Annotated in this window: 22 protein-coding genes; 17 read left to right on the forward strand and 5 right to left on the reverse strand. The window is 43.1% G+C overall.

The features are described from left to right. The first annotated feature begins 2 nt into the window (after positions 1–2). The 9 genes from trbC (at position 3) to ACTHRY_RS07115 (ending at position 10328) form a co-directional block, all read left to right on the forward strand. Positions 3–755 carry a type-F conjugative transfer system pilin assembly protein TrbC gene (gene trbC / locus ACTHRY_RS07075; protein ID WP_049323351.1) on the forward strand — a complete coding sequence of 251 codons (753 nt, stop codon included), beginning with the start codon at positions 3–5 and terminating at the stop codon, positions 753–755. After that, on the forward strand, positions 752–1981 hold the full coding sequence (locus tag ACTHRY_RS07080) for a hypothetical protein (protein ID WP_049359986.1): 1230 nt from the start codon (positions 752–754) through the stop codon (positions 1979–1981). Before trbC ends, ACTHRY_RS07080 begins: the two co-directional genes overlap by 4 nt. After that, positions 1978–3591, forward strand: a complete 1614-nt coding sequence (gene traN / locus ACTHRY_RS07085) for a conjugal transfer protein TraN (protein ID WP_440374138.1) — start codon at positions 1978–1980, stop codon at positions 3589–3591. The genes ACTHRY_RS07080 and traN overlap by 4 nt, the downstream gene beginning before the upstream one ends. Positions 3592–3622: 31 nt before the next feature. Continuing rightward, positions 3623–3985, forward strand: coding sequence for a hypothetical protein (locus tag ACTHRY_RS07090; RefSeq protein ID WP_440374139.1), 363 nt, complete (start codon positions 3623–3625; stop codon positions 3983–3985). Positions 3986–3990: 5 nt separating this feature from the next. Continuing rightward, positions 3991–4779 (forward strand): thioredoxin family protein, encoded by a 789-nt coding sequence (locus ACTHRY_RS07095; protein WP_070765318.1) that lies wholly within the window; start codon positions 3991–3993, stop codon positions 4777–4779. Between the two features lie 172 nt (positions 4780–4951). Further along, entirely contained in the window at positions 4952–6463 is a 1512-nt protein-coding gene (locus tag ACTHRY_RS07100) for a conjugal transfer protein TraH (protein ID WP_440374140.1), read from the forward strand. Positions 6464–6469: 6 nt separating this feature from the next. Then, a complete protein-coding gene (locus ACTHRY_RS07105) occupies positions 6470–9580 on the forward strand; it encodes a conjugal transfer protein TraG N-terminal domain-containing protein (protein ID WP_440374141.1) in 3111 nt (1036 codons plus the stop codon). Between the two features lie 5 nt (positions 9581–9585). Next, entirely contained in the window at positions 9586–10167 is a 582-nt protein-coding gene (locus ACTHRY_RS07110) for a glycoside hydrolase family 24 protein (RefSeq protein ID WP_239662111.1), read from the forward strand. A gap of 2 nt (positions 10168–10169) precedes the next feature. Next, entirely contained in the window at positions 10170–10328 is a 159-nt protein-coding gene (locus tag ACTHRY_RS07115; protein WP_440374142.1) for a hypothetical protein, read from the forward strand. A gap of 36 nt (positions 10329–10364) precedes the next feature. Here ACTHRY_RS07115 and ACTHRY_RS07120 read toward each other — a convergent pair whose 3' ends face one another. The 4 genes from ACTHRY_RS07120 to ACTHRY_RS07135 all read right to left on the reverse strand — a co-directional run bounded on the left by ACTHRY_RS07120 (position 10365) and on the right by ACTHRY_RS07135 (position 13217). Beyond that, the gene (locus tag ACTHRY_RS07120) at positions 10365–10781 is read right to left on the reverse strand and encodes a protein Exp2 (RefSeq protein ID WP_440374143.1); all 417 of its coding nucleotides are present in this window, start codon (positions 10779–10781) and stop codon (positions 10365–10367) included. Between the two features lie 67 nt (positions 10782–10848). Beyond that, a complete protein-coding gene (locus ACTHRY_RS07125; RefSeq protein ID WP_440374144.1) occupies positions 10849–11463 on the reverse strand; it encodes a hypothetical protein in 615 nt (204 codons plus the stop codon). A gap of 15 nt (positions 11464–11478) precedes the next feature. After that, positions 11479–12186, reverse strand: coding sequence for a TrbC family F-type conjugative pilus assembly protein (locus tag ACTHRY_RS07130; protein WP_440374145.1), 708 nt, complete (start codon positions 12184–12186; stop codon positions 11479–11481). A gap of 41 nt (positions 12187–12227) precedes the next feature. Continuing rightward, on the reverse strand, positions 12228–13217 hold the full coding sequence (locus ACTHRY_RS07135; RefSeq protein ID WP_440374146.1) for a hypothetical protein: 990 nt from the start codon (positions 13215–13217) through the stop codon (positions 12228–12230). Between the two features lie 258 nt (positions 13218–13475). Here ACTHRY_RS07135 and ACTHRY_RS07140 point away from each other — a divergent pair, with 258 nt between their 5' ends. From ACTHRY_RS07140 to ACTHRY_RS07175, 8 genes are all read left to right on the forward strand, one after another. Further along, positions 13476–14174 carry a recombinase family protein gene (locus tag ACTHRY_RS07140; protein ID WP_440374147.1) on the forward strand — a complete coding sequence of 233 codons (699 nt, stop codon included), beginning with the start codon at positions 13476–13478 and terminating at the stop codon, positions 14172–14174. A gap of 15 nt (positions 14175–14189) precedes the next feature. Further along, positions 14190–14558, forward strand: coding sequence for a hypothetical protein (locus tag ACTHRY_RS07145; RefSeq protein ID WP_440374148.1), 369 nt, complete (start codon positions 14190–14192; stop codon positions 14556–14558). Between the two features lie 88 nt (positions 14559–14646). Beyond that, positions 14647–15549 (forward strand): recombination-associated protein RdgC, encoded by a 903-nt coding sequence (locus ACTHRY_RS07150; protein WP_371509855.1) that lies wholly within the window; start codon positions 14647–14649, stop codon positions 15547–15549. Between the two features lie 82 nt (positions 15550–15631). Then, positions 15632–15871 carry a hypothetical protein gene (locus ACTHRY_RS07155; RefSeq protein ID WP_371509857.1) on the forward strand — a complete coding sequence of 80 codons (240 nt, stop codon included), beginning with the start codon at positions 15632–15634 and terminating at the stop codon, positions 15869–15871. Positions 15872–16188: 317 nt separating this feature from the next. Next, positions 16189–16446 carry an anti-CRISPR protein AcrIIC1 gene (gene acrIIC1, locus ACTHRY_RS07160; RefSeq protein ID WP_371509859.1) on the forward strand — a complete coding sequence of 86 codons (258 nt, stop codon included), beginning with the start codon at positions 16189–16191 and terminating at the stop codon, positions 16444–16446. Then, a complete protein-coding gene (locus tag ACTHRY_RS07165; RefSeq protein WP_049360086.1) occupies positions 16443–16655 on the forward strand; it encodes a helix-turn-helix domain-containing protein in 213 nt (70 codons plus the stop codon). The genes acrIIC1 and ACTHRY_RS07165 overlap by 4 nt, the downstream gene beginning before the upstream one ends. A gap of 201 nt (positions 16656–16856) precedes the next feature. Then, positions 16857–17078, forward strand: coding sequence for a hypothetical protein (locus ACTHRY_RS07170; RefSeq protein WP_371509861.1), 222 nt, complete (start codon positions 16857–16859; stop codon positions 17076–17078). Positions 17079–17087: 9 nt separating this feature from the next. After that, the gene (locus ACTHRY_RS07175; RefSeq protein ID WP_371509863.1) at positions 17088–17624 is read left to right on the forward strand and encodes a hypothetical protein; all 537 of its coding nucleotides are present in this window, start codon (positions 17088–17090) and stop codon (positions 17622–17624) included. A 434-nt stretch (positions 17625–18058) separates the two neighbouring features. Here the strand turns inward: ACTHRY_RS07175 and ACTHRY_RS07180 are convergent. Further along, positions 18059–19003: DinB/UmuC family translesion DNA polymerase (locus ACTHRY_RS07180; protein ID WP_440374149.1), on the reverse strand; the 945-nt coding region annotated here is incomplete at its 5' end.

Consider the following 19003-nt stretch of genomic DNA (forward strand, 5'->3'; position numbering starts at 1 on the left):
TGATGGACAAGTCTTTACGCAATGTAATCGTAGCCGGAGGTGTCGTCCTCAGTCTTTTAGGTGGTTTGGCCGGAGTGGGTAGTGCTTACGCCGATGCTGATGTGGAGGCGGCGCGAAACCGTTTGCGTACAACCATGGGTAAAGTTACCCAAGGCCAAAACCCGAATGTCGGTGACAATCGGCAGCAACCAGAAGTCCCGGAGTTGGAAGGTATCAAGCACCGTGTGCCCGATGTTCGTGACTACGGTAATGCAAAAATCAAGGCTGATCCGATGTCTATTGCACAAAAATACCGTCCAGCCTCACAAGAAGCTCGACAAGCTGCGGAAAAGGCCGATTTGTTGGTATTCGTATCATTTTCAATGCCTGAAGCCAGCTTGAAACGTATTGCCCATGAAACAGCAAAGGCGGGGGGTGTAATGGTTATCCGTGGTTTTAAAGACGACTCACTGAAAGCCACGGTTAAGGCGGCTGAAGAACTTGCGGCTTTACAAGGCGATATGCTGATTCATCCTGAACTCTTCGACCATTACGGTATTACCGAAGTCCCTGTTACGGTAATAGCCCGAAATGGCGAAGATGGTTTAGACGGTTGTGCTGTAAATTCAGAATTGGGTATGTGTACAGAACATGCTGCCGTTAAAGGTGATGTGTCATTACATGCTGCATTAGAACACTTGATCCGTGAATCTAAAGACAAAAAACTTTCCGATATTGCAAATGCGAAATTAGCCGTTCTGGAAGGCAGAAAATGAAGTATTCAGTAATTATCTTGTCCTTGCTCTGTTTGTATCAAACGGCCCATGCCGAAGACTTTGGCCAATACGCGAGTGAGTTGGGTGGCAGTTTGGGTTCGGGCACGGTCAATAATATGATGCAACCTGCCCAATATACTCCGCGCTATACGGACAATGTGCCTATGGCCGAGCAATATTATGGCGGGGGGGTGTCGCTTCCCACCCAGTTCGGCGATGCAAAATTCAATGACTGTAAGAACCTGCCGGCCAATCCTGATCTGTATTTGCGGCAAGAATGTGAAGGTGTAAACCTGATTGCAGGCAACCGTACCAAACGACCTGATGTAACGGTATCTCCAAATGAGAAACTGGTTACAGGAACACAGAAAATCGCCGGCGATCCGGCAGAAACGCTGGAAAAGTACAAATGGAAATATCCGGTCAATGCAGATGGCAGTATCGGTACTGTTCCATCAACCGCGTGTCCGACAGAGAAAATAACTGTACCGGCCATTAAAAGCGTGAAGCATTGCAGTGAATATACTGGTGCAGAACTCTTCTTATGTGAGGCCGCTTTGAAGGTTAAAGTCGATCCAAACTGGAATTACTCATGTTTGGAGACGAAATATCAAAATAACCAGTATCAATGCAGTAAAAAATTGAAAGTGGTGTGTGAACAGGCTCCTGATTGTACAACAGCGGGTGTTGAAGCAGGTACCTTACAGGGGGATATGCAAGTAAGTTTTATCAAAACTCCGGGCGAGCATACGCATAAACTTACCTTTGGTTCGATTGGTGACGACTATTTTCGAGATAACCAATATGACCGCGAACTCATCGTAAAAATCAAAAATCTGAAGAAACTTTCTGAATTTACGCTTAGACGCGTTGAATACGATGACTGGCTGATTGTGAAAGTGAATGACACTATCGTCTATAGTAGTTACAACAATCAGATGTTTTATGCAGATTTCAAACAGGGCATTTGGCGGACAATCAGCCCTGTATATGATGAAAAAGGCAATAAAATTGGTATCGCTGAACGAAAAACTTCATGGAAGAAAGACTTGAACATTGACATCCGTCCATACCTGAAAGAGGGTAATAACATTATTTGGACGCGTACTATTGCAGGTGGCGGTGGTGAAAGTGCATCGATTTTCAGCGTACATCAATACTGTGATCCGATTTGTACAGAATCTTGGGAGGATGGCTGCAAAGAGTATGAGGAGAAGGTCAAATGATGAAACGTTTGATTTCTCTTATGGTAATTATCAGCCATTTCATGTTGGTAACGGCACCAGCGGCAGCTGCTATTCGTGAAGAAGCAGTTTGTCGTAAGCTATCCTATGTTTGTGTGGATGGCCCATCAACAAAAAATATCAATGGCGTAGAGATTACAAAAGACTGTTGGGAATATAAGGCTGAATATCAGTGCTTAGAAAAAGACCCGGCTGATTATTGTGCACCATTGAAAAAACCAGAAGCAAAATGTGAGGTTCAGGGTCAGAACTGTCTTGAGAAATCTGAAGCCGGCGAATGTTTGCGATACACGCACCAATATTCCTGTGATGTGAATCTGAAGACACTTCACAATGGCCGTCTGCCCGAAAAAGTTGAAGAGTTGGAGCATACCCATGCAATAACGACAGAATGGGATGAATCATCTTGTCACGCCAAGGATAAAAAATGCAAGGTTGTATCCAAAGAATGCGTAGAGCCCGGAAGCACCAAAATAATTAATGGTGTTCCTGTCACACGCGAATGTTGGAAAGAACAGCGCACTATGCAATGTATGACCGGTGATGATGCCGATGAATGCAGTGCTTATGACCGTAATAAAAATTGCAAGTTAATTGAAGATAAATGTACGCATAAATTGCCTGACGGTACATGTCAGGCGCGAGATAAACAGTACGAATGTATAGATTCTCCTGAAACAACAAGAGAGGTCTCAAGCTGTAAAGACCAAGATTTTGCAAGAACCATAAGTGCTATGGAAATGGCTCGGGAAAGCCAAAGGTTCTATGATTCAGAGAAACAGCAGTTTTTCAAAGGTGAGCCTGATAAATGCTCTATTAAATTAGGTGGTGCTTTAGACGGTGTTTTCGGTGGTGATTGTTGTAAAACAGACGCTGACCCAGCAAAAATGATTGACTTTGTTGTTCAAGCAGGTACTGAATATGCTGCGAAACAGCTGTTGTCCAGCGTAGCCAGCCACTATACCTATACTTTGTTGCAAACCAATGCGCCTCAGTTTTTGACGACTGCATTGAGTGCTGCCGGTCTTGGTGGTTCCGGTGCTTCGGCAGCAGCAGGTGGGGCGGCGGCAGGCGGACCAACCGGGCTGAGTGCTTTTGGTTTTACAGCCGGTATACAGGGCGGTCAGTTGGTAGTTACTTTCGACCCGGTGAGTTTTGCGATTGCCATTGCAATCATGGCATTACAGCAATGGTTGAAATGCGATCAAAAAGAAATCTTGGTCGCAATGAAGCGCAAAGCCGATTTGTGCCACTACATCGGTTCATATTGTAGTTCCAAAGCCCTGGGCGGATGTGTGACTAAAATGGAGACTCAGTGCTGTTATATCTCCAAATTAACCAAAATCGTAAACGTGCAAGGTAAAGCTCAATTAGGAAGAGGCTGGGGTACTCCAGAAAATCCAAGCTGTGAAGGTTTCACCGCTCAAGAGTTGGAGAAAATCGATTTTTCCCAAATGGACCTTGCGGGTTTTTATGATGACGTTTACGCAAATATGGCCAATGTTTCCAAGCAATCAAACCATGCTATCGAAGGTGCGGTTGAAAATATCAAAAAAGGTTCAAACGAGGTAAAAAACTACTATGATCAATAAATCAAAACTCACTACGTTGATTGCAGTCTGCATGAGCATGGTAGTAGGGCCATTGCATGCTGCAGAAACATTTAATGGCGGTATTTCATTAGACAAAACCGAGAAGTTGGTGAAATCGTCTATCCCACTGCCTGATGGAAAGCCGGACGTGCTTCTAGCTTTGGCTATGCGCCATGGTTCAGCTAGAGGGCATTTTAGTGGGAAGGCTGCTGCTGCGGTGCACAAACAGTTCAAGAAAGAAGTGCCTATCTACATTGAGGCAGTCAGGCAAGAGGCATTAAAAAACAAGCCGGGCTGTAATAAAGTACGTCTGACTTTCAAAACGTCACCGCAATATGAAAGCCTTGCACCAACACAATCAGTCGATATGGAAGTTTGTCCTAATAAGCGATAAAAATCATGAAAAATCTAATCCTAACTATCCTTTCAATTATCATGTCTGCCTCTTTTTTACAGGCTGCAGCCGAGGGTATGGGGTGGTATGACCAAGATATTTGGAAAAATGAAAACCGTGCTTTCTTATGGTATCCGGATGCCAAAAAGCCCAAACAGCCTAGACAAAGCCAGACTCAAAACACTCCGGTTCGTAATGAACTTGCAGAATTTGAAATGCTGCAAAAAAATTTGGATGAGTCGCGTAAAATTGCCGTCATGAATCCCACACCTCAAAATTTGAAGCGATATATTGAACTTCAAGAGGTCGTTATGAACAAATCTGCGGCGTTTACTGACCAATGGCAAAGGGTAATTTGGCAGAACCCAAATTTGGATTACAGCCAACGTGGTCGTCCGAACAATCAACTGGCCCAGCAACAATATGATCATAACCGTCAGCAACAAAAGGCTGAGGCAATTAGAAAACTTGCAGGAGAGAACGGTATTCTGTTTGTTTTCAAATCAGATTGTCCTTACTGTCATACCATGGCTCCAATCTTGAAAAACTTTGCCGACCAATACGGAATTAAAGTTATGCCGGTCAGTCTTGATGGTGGTGGCCTTAATCATTTCCCGCGTGCTTTACCGAACAATGGTATTGCACAAAGGTTGAATGTTACTACTGTACCCGCCATGTACGTCATGGACACAAAAACCAAGCAATTTACACCTATTGGATTTGGGGTAATGGCGCAAACCACGCTTGAGGATCGTTTTTTAGCGTATTCGCGCCCTGTCGGAACATTATATTAATCAAATTAAAGGCCCTATATAGGGCCTTTAATATTTATATTTCAATGTATTAACTGGTTGACAATACAGATATTTTAGGTAAAATAAAGCTTCCTTAATCTCAAGTCTTTACTGTAACTCATCTCGGTTATAGTAAGGATTCCCCTACTATAACCGCTTCATCGGAGCGGTTATGAAATTTCACATCTTTCAATTACCAAAGCCGGCCAAAGTGCTGGCTGTTTGTGTTTCCTCTACAAAATATCTATGTTTAGCGGCATCACTGTCTCTCCCAATTAATAGTAGTGCCGGCATTGAGAAGAATATGGCTGACATGTTCAACTCAATGGGTGCAGAAGCCAATTATTCTGAGGCAGGCGCATTCCATGGTCAAAGTGGCAGCCTTTATACCGGTGGTAGCATTAATGTTCGCAATCCGGTCTCTGATGTCAGTCTCGGCAATATCCAACTACCGTCAATAAGTGCCGGTTGTGGCGGTATAGATTTTTTTGCCGGCTCATTCTCTTTTGCAAGTAAAGAACAGTTTATCCAATTTACCCGTAATCTTGGCAACAATGCGGCCGGTGTTGCATTCGACTTAGCACTTAAAGCCCTTGATCCCATGATTCAAGACGCAATCGGCGGTATTCGTGATTTGGTCAATCAGGTTAATCAAAGCAGTTTAAATAGTTGCAAACTGAGTCAGGATATTGTCGGCGGCGTAATGGGGAAATTGGGTTCGTTGGCCAGCTCAAACTGCCGTGCAGCATCTGTTGATTCCGGCTCGGCAGACGATGGTGGCGAAGCAGCATGGTACTGCCAAGCAGCTGACAATTTAGTCAAAGAATCCAATAAAGTTCGGAATACTGGCAAACCACAAGACACTATCAGCTTTACCGGTGGTAATTTGACTTATGAAGCCATGAAAAATTATACCGGTCAGCGTACTAAATTAGGGTTTGACATGGACTTCTACTACAGCATGTTGGGCACGGTTGTTTTTACTCCTCTGTCGAGAGAGGATGAAGACAAAGATAAGTACAGGGTAGGTATTCAAAGTTTTGAACCTCGAATCTTAAGTATCCAAGATTTATTGAACGGTAAAAATAATGCAGGCGGTGAAATTCGTGAAAAGATCGTACTGGACATGTGGACATGTAGAAACGGTTCAAAGAAATTAATGGAGAACTGTTCTGAGAAGAATAATGTTGAAGTACCTTCGTTACGGTACATGATTCATAAACGCCTTGAAACACTTCCGACTTCAATAAGGAATAACCAAGGTTGGGATTTATCTACGCGCAAGCAGATCGCAGCCATTGTCAATAATAGTAAGTTACCTATATTAAAAATGGCTGTATCCGATGCCTTCCTTGGAACTGGCTATCTGAAAAAAACAGCAGTTTTAGATGCCATTGCTGTAGATATTGTAGCCAATATTTTGGACCAATCGGAACGCCAGGTACGCTCAACCTTGGGTATGTATAACAAGACAGACGAAGCCAGTGGAGACGCGGTTCGAAAATTATTTGCCAACCTTGGTGAATTACGAAGCAGAATTTATCAAGAACGTATTGATTCAATGAAGAAAATCGAGATCGAAGAAAACATGATGAGGGCTATGGAGCAGTTTGAAACACAATGGCGGTCAGCCTTTGTAGATACCAATAACTCCATGAATTTCGATTCGATGAACCGTTTCTAAGGAGAGATGATGGCTGTCGAATACTTTACTTTCCCTGGTAACGGAGAAGCTGTACGGGCGGTTTTCAATGGCGTTGCCACAATATCGGGATCTACGATGATGGGTGGCGCAATGCAGGCTGCTGCCTTATTTGGATTCCTGGTCACTCTTGCTGTTGCAGCCTTCAAATTGGATTTGAGGGAAAGCTTCAGTTATTTGTTTGTCGTGTTATTTTGTTGGATGGGTATGATGGTTCCTAAAACCACTGTACTCATTACTGAATCAGGTGGGTATGGATATACAGGCCGTCAATATACTGTTGGCAATGTACCAGTCGGCCTTGCTTATATGGGCTACTTTGTCAGTTCTTTTGGCCAAAGTATTACCCGCAAAGCCGAGCAAGTTAACCACCTGCCGGACGACCTCAATTACTCACGCACCGGCATGCTATTCGGAACACGCTTGTTAGAAAATATTCGTGAAGCACGAATCCCGGATACACAATTGACTCAAGACTGGGCACTGTTTATGAATCAGTGTTCATTCTTTGATATGAACCTGTATCACTTCTACACGGTTCAAGATTTAGCACAAAGTACAGATATTCTTGCCACATTAAGTAATACCAACCAAGCCTTGTTTACTAATGTTTCCCAAACTACAGCTGAAAACAACGGAAGGCTGAAGTACAACGGCAAATCAACAACTATGACCTGTAATGAAGCAGCAAAACTACTGAAAGAACGCACGGAGTTTTATAGCAAAAATTACTTGCCTAGTTACATTGCTGATCGTGTTTTTGCAGGTTTGGGTACAAATTCGGCAGGAATAAACCGGGTAAATGCCCTGGCCACGTTAGGCAATAGCTCATTCCAGTATCTGCTGGACAATTCTCGCTTCGATACTCTGAAAAATATCGAACAGGCGGCGATGATTGAGGTTATTCGTCAAGCAGGCATTATCAATGGCCAACGCAACCGAAATTCGGCTGCTGTACAGCAGGCATTTGCTCAAGTTCAAGCTCGTAATCAGTATATTGCAGCCCAAAAAACCGGCTCATCAATGGCAAGTTGGAATCTTCCCTTGATTCGTTCTGCTGCTGAGGCCATTCTGATTGGTTTATTCCCCTTTGTAATGATTCTCGCCATGTTAGGCGGCATCATGGCATTCCGGTTATTGAGCTTCTACATGATGAGTATGCTGTGGATTCAGCTTTGGGCACCTGTGGCCAGTATCATCAATTTGATTATGACTATGAATGCGAAGCGTCTGTTTAGTGTGGAAGCCGCCAACGGCGTTATTACACCGGGAACGGGTGATACGTTATTGATGGCAGCAGCCGATGCACAAGCAGCTGCTGGGGCTGCAATGTGGCTAATCCCAGTCATCGCGGGTGCTCTTGCTATGGGCGGTCGTAGTCTATTAAACGGTATGATGGGCATGACAACATCAGCCAAGACAACTGGCGAAGCTGCTGGTTCTCAAGCAGGGGCGGGGAATTACTCAGCCGGCAATATGAGCTACAACAATAGCAATGCCAACAAACTTAGCTTAAACCCTGTATATACCGATCCTCAAATGATGACTGCTCAATCAGCCACTGGTACCTCATGGACAAATATGGTAACCGGAGATAGTAGAGCGCAGATGAGGAATAGTAGCCTTGGCGTTTCCTCTCAATCACAGATTAGTCAATCGGAATCATATTCAAAGGCGGCAGACCGAGCAGAAACAGCTGCTCAACAATGGCAGGCTTCTATACGAGAGTCTGTATCTCAGGGAAATTCAAACCGCCTTGCCTTTGCAACCAATTATGGTATGGATAGAAGTGCCTCTGAGGGTTACGGAATGGGTTTGGATGCAGCTGAAAGTAGCAAGTTATCCTACGTTATAGACCAAGGTAAGAAGATTGCCCAAAAATTTGGCGTTACTAATGCATCAGCAGTTATATCTGCCATCGGAGCTGGGTTAGGCGTGAGTGGCAATACAGGCAGTAGCACTAGTGCAGGCGAACAAAACTCAACAGCAATGCGCATTGCTCAAACATTAAAGAAAAATGGAATGCAAGGCTTGGAAAGCCTCACTCAAACGGCAGATGCAGTTGGCCAAACAGCCCGAAATATTAAAAGTGCTTTGGGAGTAAAAGGTGATTTAGGCTGGAATGGTAAATCACAGAATATGGACCAAATGGCAGCAGAAATTGGTAAAAGTATTGAAGCAGGTATTCGCCAAGGTGTTAGCTTCGATAGTAATTTTACTGACAAAGTTTCCCAATCTGAAGCATATAAAGTTGCACTCAATTCTGGTAATAGTTTGGCACAAACAGCCGAAGCTAACTTTAGTAAAGCAAGAGAGGCTTCACAAATGGCTGCAGAAAGCTTCCAAGAAGCTCAATCTTATCGAGAAATGGCAGCTCGTACATATGGTAATGGCATTACTATTTCCCAAGATAACACAAATGCATTGGTACAGGGCAACCCTGAATTGACTATGAGTGAATTGAATGCAGGGCAGGGAGGAACCTACAATGCTGCAATTCGTGCAGGTGAAAATAGCCATGGTCGTTTAAAAGTTGCTGCTGAAAGTTCAGGCTGGAAACCTAATAATCTTTCACCTGAAGATCGACCTCAAAACAATACACAACCCGCTTATAAATACTACTCTGATAAAGTTTCATCCGGAGTTGGGGCGGCATTTGGAAATGTTCAAGCCCAAGCTCATCAGGCCGGTGTGATTCCAGATGGAATTAATGCTGCCATCGGTAGTAGAGGTGAGAAACTGGAACAGAACTATGAAAGTAAGTCTGGCAAAATTGAAGGCGATATTAATCAAGGTAGGAATAGCCACCGCCAAGAAGTTGGTAGGTTGGCAACACATGCTCAAAAAGCTCAAGATAAAACAAATGGGGTAGCCATGAGAATTAATACTCACGCTTTACCCTGGAACTCCGCCGGTGAAAGATACGATAATCTAATGGAAGATGTTCGTAAAGGAAAAGGACCGATAGGTGCCGGGGTAGATCAAGCAACAGCCCATTTGGGTAATCCGGCTTTAGCATCTGAATTTGACCTACCAATTCCTCAACGTCCAGGGAATACGAAGTCTAGCGGATCCGCTGTATTCCGCCCAAAGGAATAACCCCGTTGCGTAATGCCACCTCATATGGAGGCAACGGGGTAATGTGGCGTGGAATATCAAGTGGAAGACAAGTGAGAGGAAACTATGTATTAAAAGCTTCAACTGCTCACAATCTAGCCGCATTAGAGCGATATGTTCATAATCCGAAAGTGCGTGCCTTTCTTGATTTTATTGCAGCATCAGAAGGTGTAAAACATGGTTATCAAACAGCGATTGGTAACTATAGAATTACGGACTTCTCCCGTCACCCAGGTAATTCTGTTAGACGTAGTTTTACTCGAACAGATGGTAGTAGAAGCACGTCTGATGCCTCCGGCCGCTATCAATTCATGGGATATACATGGAAAGGACTGGCAAAACAATATGGCTTCACGGATTTTAGTCCTGCCACACAAGACAAAGCTGCTGTAGCCTTGATTTTAGCTAAAAAAGGTGCAATGGAAGCTATTTTAAATGGCAATTATGAGCAGGCAGTCATGAAATTAGGTGGTATCTGGGCTAGCTTCCCAACAGCACCAAATGAATACCGGCAACACAAGCGAAGCTGGAGCTTTGTTCATAATTTTTTTAGACAGAGAGGATTTTAAAAATGAGTATTGCACAAATCGTTGTACAGATCGAAGAGATGGACGAAGGTGATTATCAAGTGCGCATGAGTTATAGTGGTGGCAATGACCTTGAAACTATCGAAACAAAAGCAGCTTTTGAGAAAATAGTAACAGCAATAGGAGAAGTGTTAAATAGCTAGGTATATAAAAAGCAGGAGTATAAGGCTCCTGCTTTTTTAATCTGAATTGAAATTATTGAACATTGACCAAGAGTACGCTGGATTATTGAGCATATCATTATCCCAATCTTCACTGTTTTTTGCAGATTGAGAATCAAAGTTTTCATTTGAATCATGTACTTCGATAGCTGAATCTACATCTCCCTTTTGATGATCACATGTATATCCCAAATTATCAAATGTTTCTATATTTTGTAAAACGAATTCTTCATTTGGTGTTCGTGATTCAAAGATGTAGTTTGCTACAATTGTTAAAACAACTGATTGGAAAAGACCAAGCATCCAAAAACCATCAACCAAAAGATTTAATGTTACTGCCCCTGTACTAAAATACATTACCGCAGGTGTGGAGATGGAGAATATCGCTACAAATAAGGTAGCAAGCCTAAAAAGTTTTTTTGATTTTGTTTTCAATTTGCACTCCTTAATGATTGGTAGCATTTCAGCTACCAATCCTCTTTCTTATATGACGCACATCCCATTATTTATAGGTTACTTGGATACTATCACTTGTAATCCAACGTTCATTGCCTCTGTTTGGCTGAATTTTAATTAAGCCATTCTCTCCTTTTTCTAAGACCAAAGCAGACCCATAGGAAGTAGTGATTTTTTTACCCGGTTGTACATCCGTAACTTTGCTGCGGTAGGTTTGTTCCCCTGTATATCCCTCAGCAAAGGCAAAGTTTGTATAGTTTTCTTTGTACCACCATCCCATCCACTGTACTTGTCTGCCGTTGATACAAAAAATATCGGAAGTCAGTGTTTCAACCGCCCCCTTGTGATGTTCGCAATATGCTTTGAAAGTTCCTACTGCATCCTCAACTGTTTTTTCATGTTCAGATTCGGATCTTGCATAGAATTTTCGTTCGATTGTTCCTGTACTTTCAAAAACCTTGCCTTGAACAATCCGACTAAGCCCCGCCAATTTACTGTCTTTCATCCAATCTTGTACAAACTTGGGATAGGGTTTATCCAAAGAAGCTTCTAATGCTCCGTCAATTTTGGCCGGCTTTGATGCAAGATTTAAGAAATTTCCCTCAGCCTGGGCATTTGAAATGGCGATAACTGGTAATAATCCAATTATAATTTTTTTCATTTTAATATTCTCCTTTTATTCTTGGGGCTTCGCACCAAATGAAAACAGCGGCTTATGGTTCAAACCAACTGTCCCAAAATATGTTTTACATTTCACCTCCGGATTTTTGTCGCAGCCATATTTGCCATCTGGCAAAACATTGGCTTGAACAAATGTCGGAACGGCATATCCTCTAAAGAGTTTAACCAACTGCGGTGCAATTAATACGGTAATGCCCTCATCGGTAAAGCGTTTAGCCTCTGTCACTGTCTCAGGAATGGAATCATTAAGGAGACCTTTCAATACGATAATACTCTTATCTCGCTTTGCAATCCTGATAACTTCTTTATAGTTATGTTCTTTTTTGAGATTTAAACTCATTAAAATCAGATTGTCTTTATAATTACTAGTTGCTGGATCAATAATTCCATTTTGGGTCCGTAAAGCCTGGAACTCTTCAGGTGTGAACCGAACAATACTTCCTGTATCAGTATCAACACGCAGATACCCTCCGTCTTTCACATAATTCAACAAATCACCAGGCACTTCTTTACTTTGTGTTTCACGAATATCTTTGTCGTGGTTTGGCCAAGATGTACCCATGACGACATTCCGGCCATAAATAGTACGATCAACCAAATAGGAACTTACCAATTCCTGAGCCACGCTGCCAGCCATATTACCGCAAGCAGCTTGTGTCAATAAGGCGGTAGCCAGCAATGTAGGTATCAAAAATTTCTTCATATATAGTTCTCCTTTAGGTAATTTGTATCAGCCTCCAAAGCTCATTTCAACTTGAACAGCTTATTGGCCATACGTTGTAGAATCCCATGTTTTTCCAGCATGTCCCTTTTCTCGGGAGTACCTTGGGATTTCTGATGTTCTAATAAGGCTGTGTACTGAGCAGCCAAAGCCGAATATTCAGCTTCCAATAAAACATGTTTATTCTTCAGCACCTCAAACTCTTCTTGTATTTGCTCTACTTGTTGTTCATCGGCCTTTATTTGATTATGTAGTGTCAAGGCCGTCTGAAAATCCGTACTCAAAGGATTACGGAGTAGGGTGCAGAGAATTTGTTTCCGAAAGGTGTTCCGAAGTTTCTCTACATGGCGATCTATGCGGTTTTTGATTTCTTCATTATCGTAATTGAGTAGCTCGTCTTCATCAATATACAAAAATGAACCCTTATCTGCCCGTATCTGCACCACCGGTATCCCTATTTTCGATAAGGCTAAACATTTAGGTGCATTAGAAGCCAATCGTGATGTATGCCAAATCTCAACCGCCAATTGCCTCTGCCACCTTATCTCATGCCTGAGTAGGGAAGAGTTACCTGGTTGATCAAATTCAAGCAAAACATCAATATAGAATGTTTTGCCATCAATCTCTATCCGATATTCGGATATTGCACGGTTCAGTCTAATAGTAACAGGCGGTTGTTGCTCGGTGTGTTCAGTGTAATTTAGAACAGTCGTCAGGCCGCCGGGTAAGTTGGATAGTTCGTTCAGCACTTGTTTGCAAAGCAAGTGGGTTAGCGATTCAGGAGCAGAAGCACCACCGGAGTCGGCCTCACTGTAATAGCGAAAAAAATTGGTCGCCTTCCTCCTGGTCAAAACCATTTTCTTTCTTGTGACGGGACGATGACGGCTGTAGTAGATCATTCCTTCTCGGTGTTTTAGCTTTGCTTCAAGTGCAGTTAACCATTCATCACCATCTGGACTCGTATAAGCAATAATTTTCAAACGATCAAAATCCTTTGGGAAGAAAAGCATCATTGGAATAAGACAACAATCAAATTCTGTATATCCTGTTTACCACTATAGGGCAATTTTTTCTTCTCCTTTTTGGATTCGACTGGTTTATATACAGACATAACCAACATTATAGACAACGGTAATTATTATTACAAAGTTGAAATATTCGGTAGAATACTGTATTTTAACCATAGGTTATTTACAGTACCTATTATACTACTGTAAAATATAAATACAATAATTTAAATTCCAGTGGATTAATTACAGGATTTAAAATACATGAGCAGCCTCAAAATAGCACGGATTTATCTTAGAGTAAGTACACTACAACAAAATTTAGAGCGTCAACGCAAAATTATAGATGAGGCTAAGGAAAATGGATTTTACATAGCTGGAATCTATGAGGAAAAGGCGAGTGGGGTAAATGCAAGTCGTCCTGAATTGAATCGACTTATCGATGATCTTCAAGAGGGTGATTGGGTTATTGCAGAAAGAATTGATCGAATCACTCGCCTCCCACCTCGTGAGGCAGAATTACTGATTCAAAGAATCACAGAAAAAGGAGCCAAGCTGCATGTACCCGACGTTTTTTCTTTCGGTAACTTAGATGAACTTATGGGGGAAGGTGATTCTCTTCCAAAATATTTAACCGAACCTCTGATGGAAGCCTTGCAAAAAATGTTCTTGCGTATGGCTTTAAGTATTGCTCATGAAGATTGGAAGACAAGAAGAGAGCGTGCAAACCAAGGTATTGCACGAGCAAAAAAAGAAGGGCGGATGAAAGGCCGGCCAGCAAATGAGGAATTGCACAAAAGTATTATCCAACTCACATTAAACGGTGTGAGTATTACAGGGATAGCATCCGCACTTAAATGTAGTACATCAACGGTAAGCAAGGTTAGACGAGCTTATAACCGCAAACATAAGTCAGGTGACAAGGATCAATTCGATATATTTAAACCAGCTTTAAAGAAGTAAGTAAAGGACAAAATAATGGAAAGTTTCACCCATCTAAATGTCTCTGATATTCAAAACTGGAATATTGGGGATAACTCCCAAAATAGTAATGCTGAAAAAGTTACATTAGATATTGTGGCCTCAAGCAATGAGGTAAGAACAGTTATGAGGAAGGTTACGCTCGATGATTTCATCATCCCTGAATATCGAGGAAAAAATCCAGAAGATTATGAATTTCGTCATGATGGAAAAATAGTTAGAAAAGACCGTTGGGAAACTGGTATTCATAAAATTCATACGATGTTAGTTGAGGCTGGAGCGATGAAGGATCAGCCTGAATTTGAAATTGACGATGTAGTGGAATCTGTACGTTCCTTACTCGAACCAATGTTGGGAACAAAATAATTCATATCATATGTGACAAAAAACGGCTACTCCAAGCTTTAAAGTTTGTCATCTTGTCTAAACTCTCCTCATAAATAAAGGTAAAAATATGTGGTTCAAACAAGTAAGTTTTTATCCCATCAGCAAAGAGAAATTACCGGATTTCGAATATCTTGCGAACAAGCTGGCACAATCAGAGTTTGCTCCTTGCCAAGGCTTGGATTGGTTTTCAGAGGGTTTTTCCTCTCCTGTTCCATTTTCTTCTGAATTAGTCTTCCCAGCCGATTTTACATGGAGAGTAGCCCTCAAAAAAGAAGAAAAAGTTCTGCCTGCCGGCGTTATTCGAGATATTTTGGACGAGAAGGTTTTGGAAATTCAAAATAGTGAAGGTCGAAATGTTGGGCGCAAGGAAAAACAAGAACTGAAAGAACAGATTACCGATGACTTGCTTCCTCGCGCTTTTACAAAAAGCACTCGGACTGAAGCCGTATTTGATACAAGGCGTGGTTTTTTATTGATTAATAATGCCACCACGACAAAAGCGGAAAATATCCTGACCAAACTTCGCGAAGCGTTGGGTGGTTTGGAAGCCGCCATGCCCAACACCAAACAATCGCCGTCCTCCCTAATGACCAGCTGGCTGTTGCAAGGCCATTGCGAAGGTGGCTTTGAATTGGACAGTGATTGCGAACTCAAAGGCGTCGGCGATGTTGTTCCGGTCGTCAAAGTTTCCAAACAAGACCTGACTGCCGACGAAGTGGTACAACACGTCAAAAACGGCAAAACCGTTACCCAGCTGGGCTTGGTATGGCGCGAACAAATCGCGTTCATCCTAACCCAAGACTTTACGCTCAAACGCATCCAGTATCTGGACGTTTTGCAAGAAGAAGCCGAAAGCAACGGCGACGATGCCGCCAGCCTCGCCTTTGCCTCGCAAATCCTGATGACCGAAGCCATCAGCACCATGTTGGAAGAACTGGTTACTTATCTTGGTGGATGGGAGCAGGAGTAAATTATGTCTGATATGACAGAAGGTTGGAAGTCTTTTAATGAGACTAAACGCCAAAATTTAGAACTGATATATAGGGATTGAAATGAAAGCAACTAACATCTATCTAGCCGCTAAAACCGACATAGCGCACGAAGCCTCCGACTACATCAACGGCTTGGCTATGAGCAACGGCTTCTCTACCGCAATGAATGATGACGAACTGAGCCAATATCTAAGCTGGTTTGAAGCCCAAATTCAAGGGTGTGACGAATATATTGCTTCTAACTTGGTTATTGAGGCTGAAGAAATAGAGATAGATGAAGAATATTTGTGTCTCAAATAACCAATTTTAACCAAAGGCCACTAATGTGGCCGTTTTTTTGTCCTCATACTCTTCTATTTTAGGGTCTCTGCCCCCAAGCCCCCGGTCTCGCCGCCGACTGCTCGGGAACAGGGCATGGCCTTCGGCCTACACCTGCTCCCTCACTTAAGCGTGTTATCGCTGCCAGTCAGTAAATGGGGTATTCATAAACGCCCTAATAGGACGTTTACAAAGCTTCCCCATTGACAGCCTTTCAGCTCTATAGAAAGCAGGCATAGCCATAAAAGCTTACATTGTGTGCTAGACTATATCAAACTACGAAAGGAAATCCGGACACTATGAATAAAACTTATAGAATTGGAAAAAATGCCGGGTATGATGGCTGCGGTCTTTGTCTTGCGGCCATTTCTGAAAATGAAGCTATCAAAGTTAAGTATTTACGCGACATTTGTCCTGATTACGATGGCGATGATAAAGCTGAGGATTGGCTGAGATGGGGAACGGACAGCCGCGTCAAAGCAGCTGCTCTTGAAATGGAGCAGTACGCATATACGTCGGTTGGTATGGCCTCATGTTGGGAGTTTATTGAACTATGAAGAAATTTGAAGCCCCTGAAATTGGCTATACACCTGCCAATCTTAAAGCACTGAGAAAACAATTTGGGCTTACACAAGCTCAGGTAGCAGAAATTACCGGTACAAAAACCGGATACAGCGTCCGCAGGTGGGAAGCAGCAATTGATGCCAAAAATCGCGCGGATATGCCGCTCGTAAAATGGCAAAAACTTTTGGATTCATTAAAATAAAAAGCTTGTGTTGATACAGGCCATAGCAAAAGAAGTTACCGGAACGAAGTAGATGATGAAATAGTAGAACAACTGAAAACATGGTTGCCAGATTTGTTTGCCAGAAAACTCCGGGGTGTCATAGACGACTATTACGCCGTCCGTTGCGACTGGCACAACAGTAAATCGGTTGGATTTACGGTCAGCCGTATGGACGCAGAAATGCAAGCAACTGAAATTGTCAAATTCAGTGTCTGCCGGCATAGCAAACGAGCAAAGCCTTCTTGGGAATTTGTCGGCGGCAAAGGAACGCCACCGCCTGTTCCATTCGTGGCAGCAACGATCTATTCCAACAACCTGATCGTTGATGATTTAGCCGCCATAGCAGCAATTGCCGATTTTGAGCGATGTTTAGCTTGGACGTGGATGGAAAACCACATATAAGGTTATGTTATGCTTTTACTCAGACGCGATCACATCGATAGGATGTTTTCCATCATAGAAAATCGCAGGTTTGATACCTCATGGGAAATTACAGAATACGACGGGGGGATGAATTTTTTGGGAACCCTTGGTGAAGTTCCGGTGCATGAACTCACTAACCGTTCAGCAACATTGTGCTTTGAATGGATGGGAGAAATCTCTGAACCACGAGATACCTATGATATTGTTGGAATGAAACCAAACATTCTTTATGATTTCAACGGTTCAGGACAGCACTTTGACAACCCCGATCCGCGTTACCTACTCCCGGTAGGTTCTACCGGCTTGATTCTCAAACATGTCGTTATTGATGATGAGGATGAACTACTGCGAATTTGGTGCCTCAGACGTAATATTTACCATAGCAAATACAGACTGCTGAAAAACATTCCTATACTCAGAGATGTTTTGTTACACAGGGCATGTCAGGAAATTTACCGGATTAATGAAGACTGTCGCAAAAACACATTTGTAATTTCGATCTGCCACCGCCCGCGTGAAATATAAACTTATAGTAAGGCAGATTATTATTTTTAAATACTCGATTCTTGAAAAAAATCCTGTCATACCAATATACATGCCGTATCTATAATCTCTACTCAAGGAGCCTAAATATGCCGTTAAAACCTGGACCAAAACCGATTGCAAAATCAACAGGCAAACCCGATCAGCGACGCCGTGATAATAAAAGCACGCCTGGAAATAATCCGTCTTTAAAACCAAGCAAGTCATCCGGCAACCGTTGAGCCTGAACCTCCCACGCCCTCAGCTTATACAGGCGGCCGGGCTTTTCTACATTATTGTGTCATTTATTTGTAACTTTGACATCATATTTTGTTTAATATTTGAAGAGTTAAAAAAGGTCGTCTGAAGTTCAGACGACCTTTTTTCTATGGAATATTATCCACAGATTTTGTGGATGTTTTGGGGAAATCATATCCTTAGACTACGAGCAAATCCGCGAACCGTGTGGTATAGCACAGGCTCAACCTATCTCTGTTCATTTTCCAGTCATCCGCAAGCAGTTCGGAGGCAAGTTTTAGACGTCCTCTACCGTACCGGCGATTGATTTTGTCCCATGCCTCCATAACTGGATTGACGGCTTCCGGCTGCCATAGGTCCGTTTGTACATGTCCGGCTGGTTTCAGCCCATGCAATTCGATCCCGCATTTTTTATAGAGGTAGCCACCTCGGTAAACGTTCTCCAACAGATTTTGCGCCTCCCGGTTCAGGATGACGGTATCGGCTGACGGCACGGCCAAATTACGGCTCAGGCTCTTATGGTATTGAGGGGCTTCTTCCCTGAAAAAATCCGTGTGTAAGAATACGGTAACGGCAGAAGCCGCCAGTCCGTCACGACGCAAGGCTTCTGCCCCCGAGCTGATGTGATGTGTAATCGCCGCCTGCAACGCCTCCGGTGTTTCGATACACGTTCCAAAACTGCGGCTGCGGACAAGATTCTGCCTTGTTTGCGGTTCAGGGTGCAAACCATCACAGGCAATACCCTGCATTTCGCGCTGCGTCCGTTCGACCGTCACGCCGTATCGCCGGCGTAGGGTAGCGGTATCCGCCCGAACGAAGTCCAATGCGGTATAAATTCCTTGCGCCGCCAGTTTGGCCGCTGTTCTACCCCCGATTCCCCAAATCTCATCGACACCCTGGCTGCGCAAGGCACGAAGGCGGACAGACTCATTCCAATCTAACCAAACCACCACTCCTCCAAAGTGATCGGGGTAACGTTTGGCAAGATGGTTGCAAAACTTGGCCAGCGTCTTGGTCGGTGCGATGCCGACGCAGGTTGGTATGCCTACCCACTGCAATACGCGATGTCTGATTTGGCCGCCGAGTTCGGCGAGGTTCTCGATACCGGCCATACTGGCGAAACA

Origin of the sequence: Neisseria sp. P0004.S004 (assembly GCF_051963335.1) — a bacterium.
GTDB lineage: Bacteria > Pseudomonadota > Gammaproteobacteria > Burkholderiales > Neisseriaceae > Neisseria.

Excerpts from the sequence above, each read along its gene's own strand:
- ACTHRY_RS07115 (WP_440374142.1), top strand. The coding sequence starts at position 10,170 with ATGAGTATTGCACAAATCGTTGTACAGATCGAAGAGATGGACGAAGGT.
- ACTHRY_RS07130 (WP_440374145.1), bottom strand. The coding sequence starts at position 12,186 with ATGAAGAAATTTTTGATACCTACATTGCTGGCTACCGCCTTATTGACA.
- ACTHRY_RS07140 (WP_440374147.1), top strand. The coding sequence starts at position 13,476 with ATGAGCAGCCTCAAAATAGCACGGATTTATCTTAGAGTAAGTACACTA.
- ACTHRY_RS07125 (WP_440374144.1), bottom strand. The coding sequence starts at position 11,463 with ATGAAAAAAATTATAATTGGATTATTACCAGTTATCGCCATTTCAAAT.
- ACTHRY_RS07135 (WP_440374146.1), bottom strand. The coding sequence starts at position 13,217 with ATGATGCTTTTCTTCCCAAAGGATTTTGATCGTTTGAAAATTATTGCT.
- ACTHRY_RS07080 (WP_049359986.1), top strand. The coding sequence starts at position 752 with ATGAAGTATTCAGTAATTATCTTGTCCTTGCTCTGTTTGTATCAAACG.
- ACTHRY_RS07155 (WP_371509857.1), top strand. The coding sequence starts at position 15,632 with ATGAAAGCAACTAACATCTATCTAGCCGCTAAAACCGACATAGCGCAC.
- ACTHRY_RS07100 (WP_440374140.1), top strand. The coding sequence starts at position 4,952 with ATGAAATTTCACATCTTTCAATTACCAAAGCCGGCCAAAGTGCTGGCT.
- trbC (WP_049323351.1), top strand. The coding sequence starts at position 3 with ATGGACAAGTCTTTACGCAATGTAATCGTAGCCGGAGGTGTCGTCCTC.
- ACTHRY_RS07105 (WP_440374141.1), top strand. The coding sequence starts at position 6,470 with ATGATGGCTGTCGAATACTTTACTTTCCCTGGTAACGGAGAAGCTGTA.
- ACTHRY_RS07165 (WP_049360086.1), top strand. The coding sequence starts at position 16,443 with ATGAAGAAATTTGAAGCCCCTGAAATTGGCTATACACCTGCCAATCTT.
- ACTHRY_RS07145 (WP_440374148.1), top strand. The coding sequence starts at position 14,190 with ATGGAAAGTTTCACCCATCTAAATGTCTCTGATATTCAAAACTGGAAT.
- ACTHRY_RS07095 (WP_070765318.1), top strand. The coding sequence starts at position 3,991 with ATGAAAAATCTAATCCTAACTATCCTTTCAATTATCATGTCTGCCTCT.
- traN (WP_440374138.1), top strand. The coding sequence starts at position 1,978 with ATGATGAAACGTTTGATTTCTCTTATGGTAATTATCAGCCATTTCATG.
- ACTHRY_RS07150 (WP_371509855.1), top strand. The coding sequence starts at position 14,647 with ATGTGGTTCAAACAAGTAAGTTTTTATCCCATCAGCAAAGAGAAATTA.
- ACTHRY_RS07090 (WP_440374139.1), top strand. The coding sequence starts at position 3,623 with ATGAGCATGGTAGTAGGGCCATTGCATGCTGCAGAAACATTTAATGGC.
- ACTHRY_RS07175 (WP_371509863.1), top strand. The coding sequence starts at position 17,088 with ATGCTTTTACTCAGACGCGATCACATCGATAGGATGTTTTCCATCATA.
- ACTHRY_RS07170 (WP_371509861.1), top strand. The coding sequence starts at position 16,857 with ATGCAAGCAACTGAAATTGTCAAATTCAGTGTCTGCCGGCATAGCAAA.
- acrIIC1 (WP_371509859.1), top strand. The coding sequence starts at position 16,189 with ATGAATAAAACTTATAGAATTGGAAAAAATGCCGGGTATGATGGCTGC.